Origin of the sequence: Archangium lipolyticum, from assembly GCF_024623785.1 — a bacterium.
Classification (GTDB): domain Bacteria; phylum Myxococcota; class Myxococcia; order Myxococcales; family Myxococcaceae; genus Archangium; species Archangium lipolyticum.
In genome coordinates this window covers 92333-102767 of the sequence record NZ_JANKBZ010000040.1, presented here as the reverse complement: position 1 = coordinate 102767, position 10435 = coordinate 92333, and the positions used below count along the sequence as shown (strand labels likewise).

The 10435-nt window shown below is 70.5% G+C and carries 10 protein-coding genes; 6 read left to right on the top strand and 4 right to left on the bottom strand.

Features of this window, described 5'->3' with window-relative positions:
• Nucleotides 1-158 precede the first annotated feature (158 nt).
• Together NR810_RS46085 and NR810_RS46080 are read right to left on the bottom strand one after the other, a co-directional pair.
• Entirely contained in the window at nucleotides 159-593 is a 435-nt protein-coding gene (locus NR810_RS46085) for a PaaI family thioesterase (RefSeq protein ID WP_257462062.1), read from the bottom strand.
• 91 nt (nucleotides 594-684) lie between these two features.
• Nucleotides 685-1752: a branched-chain amino acid aminotransferase gene (locus NR810_RS46080; RefSeq protein ID WP_257462061.1), complete on the bottom strand. Its 1068-nt coding sequence runs from the start codon at nucleotides 1750-1752 to the stop codon at nucleotides 685-687.
• A 164-nt stretch (nucleotides 1753-1916) separates the two neighbouring features.
• Between NR810_RS46080 and NR810_RS46075 the strand changes: the two genes are divergently transcribed.
• Both NR810_RS46075 and NR810_RS46070 read left to right on the top strand, forming a co-directional pair.
• Entirely contained in the window at nucleotides 1917-3323 is a 1407-nt protein-coding gene (locus NR810_RS46075) for an aminotransferase-like domain-containing protein (protein ID WP_257462060.1), read from the top strand.
• A gap of 104 nt (nucleotides 3324-3427) precedes the next feature.
• Entirely contained in the window at nucleotides 3428-4009 is a 582-nt protein-coding gene (locus NR810_RS46070; RefSeq protein ID WP_257462059.1) for a Uma2 family endonuclease, read from the top strand.
• Nucleotides 4010-4023: 14 nt separating this feature from the next.
• On the opposite strand, the gene NR810_RS46065 is transcribed toward NR810_RS46070, so the two are convergent.
• Both NR810_RS46065 and NR810_RS46060 read right to left on the bottom strand, forming a co-directional pair.
• The gene (locus tag NR810_RS46065; RefSeq protein WP_257462057.1) at nucleotides 4024-4500 is read right to left on the bottom strand and encodes a DUF4126 family protein; all 477 of its coding nucleotides are present in this window, start codon (nucleotides 4498-4500) and stop codon (nucleotides 4024-4026) included.
• A gap of 166 nt (nucleotides 4501-4666) precedes the next feature.
• Nucleotides 4667-5608 carry a heme-dependent oxidative N-demethylase family protein gene (locus NR810_RS46060; protein WP_257462056.1) on the bottom strand — a complete coding sequence of 314 codons (942 nt, stop codon included), beginning with the start codon at nucleotides 5606-5608 and terminating at the stop codon, nucleotides 4667-4669.
• Nucleotides 5609-5903: 295 nt separating this feature from the next.
• Here NR810_RS46060 and NR810_RS46055 point away from each other — a divergent pair, with 295 nt between their 5' ends.
• From NR810_RS46055 to NR810_RS46040, 4 genes are all read left to right on the top strand, one after another.
• On the top strand, nucleotides 5904-7688 hold the full coding sequence (locus NR810_RS46055; protein ID WP_257462054.1) for a thiamine pyrophosphate-requiring protein: 1785 nt from the start codon (nucleotides 5904-5906) through the stop codon (nucleotides 7686-7688).
• Nucleotides 7689-7715: 27 nt separating this feature from the next.
• Nucleotides 7716-8864, top strand: a complete 1149-nt coding sequence (locus NR810_RS46050; protein WP_257462052.1) for a zinc-dependent alcohol dehydrogenase — start codon at nucleotides 7716-7718, stop codon at nucleotides 8862-8864.
• 11 nt (nucleotides 8865-8875) lie between these two features.
• Nucleotides 8876-9295 carry a hypothetical protein gene (locus tag NR810_RS46045; RefSeq protein WP_257462051.1) on the top strand — a complete coding sequence of 140 codons (420 nt, stop codon included), beginning with the start codon at nucleotides 8876-8878 and terminating at the stop codon, nucleotides 9293-9295.
• 374 nt (nucleotides 9296-9669) lie between these two features.
• Nucleotides 9670-10395, top strand: coding sequence for a C40 family peptidase (locus tag NR810_RS46040; protein ID WP_257462050.1), 726 nt, complete (start codon nucleotides 9670-9672; stop codon nucleotides 10393-10395).
• The last annotated feature ends 40 nt before the right edge of the window (nucleotides 10396-10435 follow it).

Here is a 10435-nt window from a genome sequence, read left to right as displayed (position 1 = left end):
GGCCCACAACGTCAGCCGCCTGCTCACCCGCCGCAGGCTTTTGTGCGTCTACTTCCTGCTGCCTGCTTCCCCGGCCTGCGACGAGCCTCCAGAGCTATTCTGATCAACCCTGTGGTCGGACCAGTTGCTCGCGAGCGCGCCCGGCGGCCTCCCCCGGCTCAGCGCTTCCGGGCCAGCACCGCCAGCGTCACCGTGGCCTTCGAGACGAGCTTCTCCTGGCCCTGGGCCACGGCGTGGACCTCCGACTCGACGACGGAGAGCGTCCGCCCGGCGCGCAGCACCTGGGCGCGGCACCGCAGCTCCTCGCCCACGGCCGCCTGGAGCAGGTTCATGGTGAAGCCCGTGGTGAGCACCATCTGGTCCGCGGCGATCAGCGAGCCCGCCGCCGTGCCCGCGGTGTGGTCCGCCATCGTCGCCTGCACACCCATGTGGATGACTTCGTCCTGCTGCAGGTGCCGGGGCTGGACCGTCAGCCGCGTCTCCACCCGCCCGGGGGCGATGGCGACCAGCTCGTAGCCCACGTCCATGACGAACGCCGCCTTGCGGAAGAGCTCCGTCATGTCCCGCACGTAGTCGGGATTCCTCGGTTCCATCGGGAGACCTCGCGCGTGTGAGTCTCTACCGTGTACCTCGGGCGGGACCCGGAAGCGACTCTCGCCGCCCCGGGCCCGGGGGTACCTCGCATTACTTGATGAGCGTCATCCAGCCGTGGCGGTCGGGCTGCGTGCCGTACTGGATGCCCGTGACGGTGTCGTAGATGCGCTGCGAGAGCTCGCCCACCTTGCCGTTACCGATGAGGAGCTGGCCGTCCTGGAAGCCCAGCGCGCCCACCGGCGAAATCACCGCCGCGGTGCCCGTGCCGAACACCTCGCGCAGCTCGCCCTTCTGGTGCGCCTCGCGCAGCTCGTCGATGGACAGCTTGCGCTCGCTCACCTTCGTGCCCCAGTCGCGCAGCAGCGTCAGCACGCTCTCGCGGGTGATGCCGGGCAGGAAGGTGCCGTCCAGCGGCGGGGTGATGACCTCGTCGCCAATGCGCACGAAGAGGTTCATCGTGCCCACCTCCTCGATGTAGCGGTGCTCGAGCGCGTCCAGCCACAGCACCTGCGCGTACCCGCGCTTCTTGGCCTCCACCGAGGCCTGCAGCCCCGCCGCGTAGTTGGCCGCCGCCTTCGCGCCACCCAGGCCTCCCGGCGCCGCGCGCGTGTGCTGCTGCTCCACCCAGATGCGCACCGGCTCCGCACCGCCGGAGAAGTAGTTGCCCACCGGGCTGAGGATGATGAAGAAGATGTACTTGTCCGCCGGGCGCACCCCGAGGAAGGCCTCCGAGGCCATCACCACCGGCCGCACGTACAGCGACGTGCCCGGGGCGCTCGGCACCCAGTCCGCGTCCACCTTCACCAGCGCCTCGATGGCCTCGCGCGCCACCTCGGGCGGCACGGGCGGCATCGCCAGCCGCTCGGCGCTCGCCGCCAGGCGCTTGCTGTGGTCCAGCACGCGGAAGGCGCGCAGCTGCCCGTCCTTGCCCCGGAACACCTTGGAGCCGTCGAACACCGCCTGCGCGTAGTGGAACACCGCCGCGCCGGGGTCCAACCCCATGGGACCGTGCGGGAGGATCCGCGCCTGGTGCCAGCCACGCTCCGGCGAGTAGTCCATCCGGAACATGTGGTCGGTGAAGTACTTGCCGAAGCCCAGTCCCTCCGAGGAGGGCTTGGTCTTCAGGGTGGCGGAGCGCTGGACCTCGATGGGCAACATGCTTCGGCTCCTCGTGAAGAGGGGGCGGGGTGATTCCCGTCCGGGGCCCGGGTATGCCCCAGTGGCTCGCGCTTCTCTCCGGAACATTCGTGACAATTCCGGGTAGAATCGAGACAATCAGTTACGTTGGCAGCGGTATTCCGTCAAGTGTATCGATTGTCACTATGACAAGTTGGACGCCGGAGCTCCGGGGACGCAGCGGGCCCCTGTACAGGGCCATCGCGGATGCGCTCGCCGAGGACATTGACGCGGGGCGTCTGACCCCCGGCACCCGGCTGCCCACGCATCGGGAGCTGGCCGAGCGGGTAGGTGTCACCGTGGGAACGGTGACGCGCGCCTACGCCGAGGCCGAGAAGCGCGGGCTGGTGAGTGGAGAGGTGGGCCGGGGCACCTTCGTGAGGGACCGCGAGGTGCCCGCGTACATGCCCAAGCCGGTGGACATGGAGGATGACGCCTCTCCGGTGGAGCTGGGCATCAACGCTCCGGCGACGCCCGAGGGGGACCCGGCGAGCCAGGCGCTTCGCCGCTCGCTGGAGGAACTGGGCCGGACGTCGCGGCTGGCGGAGCTGCTGGCGTACCAGCCGGCCGCGGGCACCACGGCGCACCGCGTCGCGGGAGCGGCGTGGGCCTCGCGCTTCGGGTTGCAGGTGAAGCCGGAGCAGGTGGTGGTGTGCGCGGGCGGACAGCACGCCATGGAGGTGGCGCTGGCGGCGCTCACCAGGCCGGGAGACACGCTGGCCACCGAGGCCCTCACGTACCCCGGGGTGAAGGTGCTGGCGCGGCGCTTCCAGTTGCGGCTGCAGGGCGTGGCCATGGACGCGCAGGGGCTGGTGCCCGAGTCCTTCGAGGCGGCGTGCCGGGGCGGCTCGGTGCGGCTGCTCTACACGCAGCCCACGTGTCACAACCCCACGGGGGCGCTGCTGCCGGAGGAGCGGCGCAAGCGCATCGCCGAGGTGGCGCGCAAGCACGGGGTGCTGGTGCTGGAGGACGACGCGTACGGGCTGCTGCCGGAGCAGCGTCCGCCGCCGCTGGCCGCGTACCTGCCGGAGGCGAGCTACTTCATCGCCGGGGTGTCGAAGCTGCTGACGCCGGGGCTGCGCATCGGCTACCTGGTGGCGCCGGCGAGGGCGCGGGGCGAGCGGCTGGCCGAGGAGGTGGGGCTGGCCTCGCTGATGACGACGCCGCTGATGGCGGAGGTGCTGGCGCGCTGGGTGGAGGACGGGACGGCGGACGAGCTGGTGGTGCGGCAGCGGGAGGAGGTGCGGGAGCGGATGGAGCTGACGCGCACGCTGCTGGGGAGCGAGGTGCTGCGCGGCTCGCGGATGCCGCTGTACCACCTGTGGCTGGGGCTGCCGGAGGGGCGCAGGAGCGAGGAGTTCGTGGCGCAGGCGCGGCGCAACGGGGTGTCGGTGACATCGGCGGACCTGTTCACCGCGGGGCAGGGGCCGGTGCCGGCGGCGGTGCGGGTGTGCATCGGTACGCCGCGCACGCGCGCGCAGTTGGAGCGCGGCCTGCGGCGGCTGCGCGAGGTGCTCGAGACCGGACTGGAGCCGCTGGCCGCCATCGTGTGACTTCTTCCGCTCTCCCCTACCTGGGATGTCGGATGGCCCGGTAGACTGGAGGAGTCAGGAAGGGGCTCCTCCCTTCCTGGGTTGGAAGAACCAGGAGGCGGGCCATGGCGAAGGGGAAGAAGCCGGCGACCTACGAGGACATCGAGGCGCTGCCGGTCGGGTGGGTGGGGGAGATCCTGGAGGACGAGCTGGTGGCCTCACCGAGGCCCGCCGTGGGGCATGCCCATGCCTCGTACGGTTTGAGCGTCGAGCTGGGCGGTCCCTTCGCCTTGGGGCGTGGAGGGCCCGGTGGGTGGTGGATTCTGTATGAGCCGGAGCTTCACCTGGGCCGGGACATCCTCGTGCCGGACCTCGCGGGATGGCGTCGCGAACGCCTGCGTCGGCCGCCGTCTCCCGAGGAGCCCTTCATGACGCTCGCTCCGGACTGGGTGTGTGAGGTGCTCTCGCCCTCCACCGCCACCGTGGACCGGACGCGCAAGCTGCCCATCTACCATCGCGAAGGCGTGGTGCACGCGTGGCTCATCGACCCGCTCGCGCGCACCTTGGAGGTCTTCCGGCGTGAGCCGTCCGGTTGGCTCCTCACCGCGACCCACGGGGGAGAGGACGTGCTCCGCGCCGAGCCCTTCGACGCGGTGCCGCTCGGGCTGGGGGCGCTCTGGTTGGATCGGGCCCAGCCGAGCCGGTGAGGGGTTCAGCGCGGCTACTTCAGCGCGGCCAGGAGCCGGGTTCCGGCCATCGCGACGAGTGCGTCCTCCAGGAGGCCCGCGACGACATTGGGAATGTGGAGCCGGTGCGTGGCGAAGCGGCGGAGCGCGGAGAACGCGTAGGAGGAGGCCACCGCGGCGGCCGCGCCGAGCAGAACCGGGCCGAGCAGGGGCTGTTTGTCCCGCCGGGCCAGGGCCGCGCCCACGAGGGCGCCGGAGAGGATGCGGCCCGCGAGCGCGGGAGGCGCGGTGCGCACGGGGATGTTGGGCAGCTTGTCGCCCACGAGCTCGCCGAGGGCCAGCACCGAGAGCGTCCGCCCGCCGGCCTTCGATGACAGCGCCTTTCCGAGGCGGTCCTGGACGGCTCCACCCTCCCGGGTGAACAGGATGCTCAGGATGGCGGGAGCACTGAAGGTCCGCATCCCCGCCACCGCTCCCAGCCCCGCTGCTGCCAACACTCCGCTTCGCTCCATGTGCACACCCTCCACCAGGCTAACTGCCGGACAGGATGGGGATGCGCCCAGGAGGCGGCCAGGGATGGTGGACGAGCGATGGGCAATGGCCGCTGGCCTGGATGCCTGCTCCGCGAAGGAGCGGCCAGGTAGAACGGTCGAGGGGTCTCGCACCGAGGCCCCGGCGTTATCCGGTGGACGCCACCCGGGACGCGGCCTCTCCGTCCAGGTACTCCAGGAGCGGCTCGAGGAACGGGGTGAGCCGCTTGTAGGCCCGCGTGTCCGGCGGCACCGTGCGCAGCACGTTGGCCAGGCGACGGCGGCGCTCGGGGTCCACCACCTCGCTGGCCACGGGCGCGCGGTAGGTGTGGATGGTGAAGAGGATTCCTCCCGTCTCCGGCAGCAGCGTGAGCGTCTGCCGCTCTAAGCGCAGGAAGCACCGCTCCCCCGCGTCGCGCGCGGTGATGCCGTCGAGCAGGTGCTGCCACTCGGGCAGGGTCCGAGGCTCCAGGTCCAGCCGGTCCGTGACGGTGAAGGCCCAGTTGCAACGCGTCACGGAGCGTCCAGGCTTGAGCCCCTCCATCAATCGCTGCGTGGAGGCGCCCAGTCGCGCGTTGAGGTTCGGCACCGGCGCGTGCACCTCCATCATCGACCGCCCCATCTTCTCGTCGAGGCTCCACATCGAGGGGAAGCAGAGCTGCCCGGCCACCAGCGGCAGTCCCTCGCGCCTTCCATCCAACACCAGCAGGTCCTCCTGCACCTGCCGGCCGAGCCAGTCGAGCGGGGCGTGGGGCAGGCCGTCCCCGCCCGGGGTGAAGACCGTCTCCGTGCCGAGCAGGTGGTTGCGCCAGTGCCAGCGCCCACCGTCCACCGTCAACGCGAAGTGCCGGGGGTGCTGTCGCGCCATCATCGGCAGCAGCACCGTCACCGTCTCCCACTGGAGCGCCTCCGTGCCGGGCCCGGCCTGGAAGCGGGCCCGGAGGTCCTCGGCCAGCAGTGCCTCCTTGAGCGCGAGCTCGTCGCGGTAGTGCGGCTCGTCCACCTCGATGAGGGGCTCGTCGGCGCTCAACGCGCGCACCCCGAGCGTCATCGCGTAGCTGTCTTGTGTGAACGGGAAGTAGGGCAGCACGGCGTCGGCTCCTCGCGGTCCCAGGAGTCTACGCCCCGGGTATCTCTCACGAACAGCCGTCATCGCCGGCAACGTTCACCCGGGGCCCTCCCGCGGAGGTAGACCCGTCTCCCCGCTCAGTGTCCGACGGATGGCGCTCGCGTGGCGGAGGGGCAGCCGGGCGGAGGAGCCCTCTGGTGGCGGACCCTGGTCCAGCGCGGGCTGCCGGGCGCCAGTGTCCCTGGGGTCACCCCCTCCGCCCCGGTACCTAGCTTTCCACGGTGCCGAGGCCCGGCCTGCTTCGAGGACACGTGACATGAGCGGAACCGTCAGTGACTACATGCTCCATCGCCTCTCCCAGTGGGGCGTCCGGCGTCTCTATGGATACCCGGGGGATGGCATCAACGGCATCCTCGGCGCGCTCGGGCGCAACTCCGAGTTCCAGTTCATCCAGGCGCGGCACGAGGAGATGGCGGCCTTCATGGCCTGTGCCCATGCGAAGTTCACCGGCGAGCCGGGCGTGTGTCTGGCCACCTCCGGCCCCGGCGCCATCCACCTGCTCAACGGCCTCTATGACGCGAAGCTGGACCACCAGCCCGTGGTGGCCATCGTGGGCCAGCAGAAGAGCATGGGGCTCGGGGGCCACTACCAGCAGGAGGTGGACCTGCCGGTGCTCTTCAAGGACGTGGCGTCCGAGTACACCGTCATGGTGTCCCACCCCTCGGCCATCCGTCACGCGGTGGACCGGGCCCTGCGCATCGCCCGCGCCGAGCGCACGGTGACGTGCATCATCATCCCCAACGACGTCCAGGAGCAGCCCTACCAGCCTCCTCCCCGCGCGCACGGCAGCATCCACTCCAGCGTGGGCTACTGCGAGCCGCGCGTGGTGCCCCAGGAGCGGGACTTGCGCCGCGCCGCGGAGGTGCTCAACGCCGGCAAGAAGGTGGCCATGCTCGTGGGCGCCGGCGCCCTGCGCGCGGCGGATGAAATCATCGAGGTGGCGGACCTGCTGGGCGCGGGCGTCGCCAAGGCGCTGCTGGGCAAGGCGGTGCTGCCCGACTCGCTGCCCTTCGTCACCGGCTCCATCGGCCTGCTGGGCACGAAGCCCAGCTGGGACATGATGATGGAGTGCGACACCCTCCTCATGGTGGGCACCAGCTTCCCCTACTCGGAGTTCCTCCCTCCCGAGGGCCAGGCGCGCGGCGTGCAGATCGACCTCGACGGCCGCATGCTCGCCATCCGCTACCCCATGGAGGTGCCCCTCACGGGCGACTCCCAGGAGACGCTGCGCGCGCTCATCCCCCTGCTCAAGCGCAAGGAGGACCGGAGCTGGCGTGACTCGCTTGAGAAGGGCATCCGCCAGTGGTGGAAGGTGGTGGAGGGCCAGGCGATGAACGACGCCAACCCCATCAACCCCCAGCGCGTCTTCCACGAGCTGTCCCCGAGGATTCCGGAGGGGGCCATCCTCGCGGCGGACTCGGGCTCGGCGGCCAACTGGTTCGCGCGCGACATCAAGATTCGCAAGGGGATGATGGCGTCGCTGTCGGGCAACCTGGCCACCATGGGCTGCGGGGTGCCGTATGCCATTGGCGCCAAGTTCGCCTACCCGGACCGGCCCGTCATCGCCCTGGTGGGCGACGGCGCCATGCAGATGAATGGCAACGCCGAGCTCGTCACCGTCGCGAAGTACTGGAAGGAGTGGAAGGACCCGCGGCTCGTCGTCCTGGTGCTCAACAACCGTGACCTCAACCAGGTGACGTGGGAGCAGCGCGTGCTCGCGGGGGACCCGAAGTACGCGGCCTCGCAGGACCTGCCGGACTTCCCCTATGCGCGCTACGCCGAGTCCATCGGCCTGCGCGGCATCCGCGTGGACAGGCCGGACCAGCTCGCTCGCGCGTGGGAGCAGGCGTTCGCCTCGGACCGGCCGGTGGTGCTCGAGGCCTACGTCGACCCGGACGTGCCGCCGCTGCCTCCGCACATCACCCTGGAGCAGGCGAAGCACTTCGCCGCGTCCATCTTCAAGGGCGACGAGAAGGCGGGCGGCATCATCGCCCAGTCCATCAAGGGCATGGTGGAGCAGCTCAAGCCGCACAAGAGCTAGCAGTCGACATCAAAAGGGGGAGTGGCAATGCAAGCCATGGTGTACGAGGGACCCTACCGCGTGAAGGTGGGGACGAAGCCGGATCCGATCATCGAGCACCCCAACGACGCCATCGTGCGGGTGACGCGCTCGGCCATCTGCGGTTCGGACCTGCACCTGCTGCACGGGCTGGTGACGGACACGCGGGTGGGCTGCACCTTCGGCCACGAGTTCGTCGGCGTGGTGGAGGAGGTGGGCCCCTCGGTGCGCACGCTCAAGCCGGGAGACCGGGTGGCGGTGCCCTTCAACATCTCGTGTGGCAGCTGCTTCTATTGCAAGCGCGGGCTGTTCGCCAACTGCGAGAGCACCAACCCCAGCAGTGACCTGGCCTCGGGCGTGTATGGGTATTCGCACACCACGGGCGGTTACGAGGGCGGACAGGCGCAGTACGTGCGCGTGCCCTTCGCGGACGTGGGCCCGATGAAGATTCCCGACGACATGGAGGACGAGGAGGTCCTCTTCCTCACGGACATCCTGCCCACGGGCTACCAGGGGGCGGAGATGGGGAACATCCAGCCCGGGGACACGGTGGTGGTGTTCGGCTGCGGTCCGGTGGGCCTCTTCGCGATGAAGTCGGCGTGGCTGCTGGGGGCGGGCCGCGTCATCGCGGTGGACCACATCGACTACCGGCTGGCGTTCGCGCGCAAGTACGCCCGGGTGGAGACGTTCAACTTCAAGGACGTGGACATCATCCCCACCCTGAAGGAGCTGACCGAGGGGCGCGGGCCGGACGTGTGCATCGACGCGGTGGGCATGGAGGCCGAGGGCTCCAAGCTGCACAGCGTGCTGGGGGTGAAGCTGAAGATGGAGGCGGGCTCGCCCACGGCGCTCAACTGGTGCATCCAGGCGGTGCGCAAGGGAGGCACGGTCTCCATCGTCGGTGTGTACGGACCGCCGTGGAACCTGGTGCCGATCGGCACGGCGATGAACAAGGGCCTCACGTTCCGGATGAACCAGTGCAACGTGAAGCGCTACATGCCGCACCTGCTGGAGCACATCCGCGCGGGGCGCATCGACGCCAGGGGCATCATCACTCACCGTTTCCCGCTGGCGGAGCTGCCGCGTGCGTACGAGCTCTTCGAGAAGAAGCTGGACGGTTGCATCAAGTGCGTGCTGCTGCCGCACGGGCATGCGTGAGGAGACCGGAGATGGCCGAGCGAGTGACATCCGAGAAGGTGCATCGAGAGATTCCCGGCTGGGGCGTGGACGGTGACCCGGGGAAGCGGCCCGGGGTGCCCATGTTGCTGAAGCCGCGGGTGCGCGGGGGCGCGCACTGGGAGGCACCGGAGCGCCAGCCGCCGCCGGACGTCCCGGTGCTGAAGCGGGCGGAGCTGAAGGAGCTGACGCCGACGTTCAGCACGGCCGTGCCGCCGAGGGGCCTGAGCGGGGTGTTGCGGCGCGTGGCCTACGGCATCCCCGAGCACCTGGTGCGGCACGTGATGCTGCTGTTGATAGCGGACCGGGTGGACGTGGTGGAGTCGAGGCTGCGCCGAAACCCGGCCCAGTCCCTGAGCGCGGTGCTGGGCATGGTGGGCGGAGGCTGGCTGCTGGGCCGCCTGCGTACGTAGTACCCACCCACCCCCGCCGCCAGGAGTCCAATGTCACCCATCTGGCCCGGGGAGTTGCCACATGGAGGACATTTCCCACACGGGCGCATTTGCCCTCGGACCCGTTCTCCCCCGAAAACACACCGCGCACGACATGGCCTCCATCGGGTCATGTCCTCACGCGCGAGGGGGAAAGACGATGGGGGTTCCTCTGCGAAACCCGGGGGTCTTCTTGTTCCTGGGAGGGCCGATGTGGGGCCTGGCCCAGGACGAGCGATTCCGCGTCCTTCCCCGAGAGGAGCCGGGAGAAGCAGCCCGGGGGACAGGCGGCCGTGAGGAAGCGGAGCCCGGAACTTCGCCCGTGAATGCGCGGGGCGTTACGCTCGTCTCCTCGCATGATGCTTCGCAAGCTCCTGCTCCCATTGGTGCTCGGGGTGCTCGGGACGGCCCCGGCCGTCGCTGCGCCGCGTGCGCCGGTGAAGCCCGCGGCGAAGGCGAAGAAGGCCGCCGCGCAGCCCACCGGTAAGGTCCAACGCTCGCGTGGTACCCAGGCCATCGCGAAGGCCACCCCCTCCAAGAAGAAGCGCCCGGCCGTCCGGCTCACCCGGGGACGGCGTGTGGCCCGGCGTGCGGCCACCCTGGTGGGACACTCGCTCGGCACCTACTCGCCCCGTGTCCCCGACGACTGCTCCGGCCTGGTACGGCTGGCATACCGGGCCGCGGGCATCGAGCTGCTGTCCCACGGCACGCTGCCCGGGGAGAACGCGGTGAGCGCCATCTACCGGCGCGCGCAGCGCTCGGGGGCCCTGCACCAGCGGGCCCCGAAGCCGGGCGACATCGTCTTCTTCCGCGAGACGTATGATCGCAACCGCGATGGCCTGCGCAACGACGGGATGACGCACGTGGGCGTCATCGAGACCGTGGAGCGCGACGGCACCGTCGTCTTCGTGCACCGCGGGGGCAGTGGCGTGAAGCGCGCGCGGATGAACCTGCGCTTCCCCACGCTGCGCCAACAGGGCGGGCGCGTCCTCAACGACTACATCCGCCGGGCCGAGGACGGCGAGCGCGCGCGGCTCACCAGCGAGCTCTTCAGCGGCTACGCCTCGGCCTCCCGCCTGTAGGCCCGCGTGCCGGGCTGGCTCTGGCCCCGTCCGCCACCGC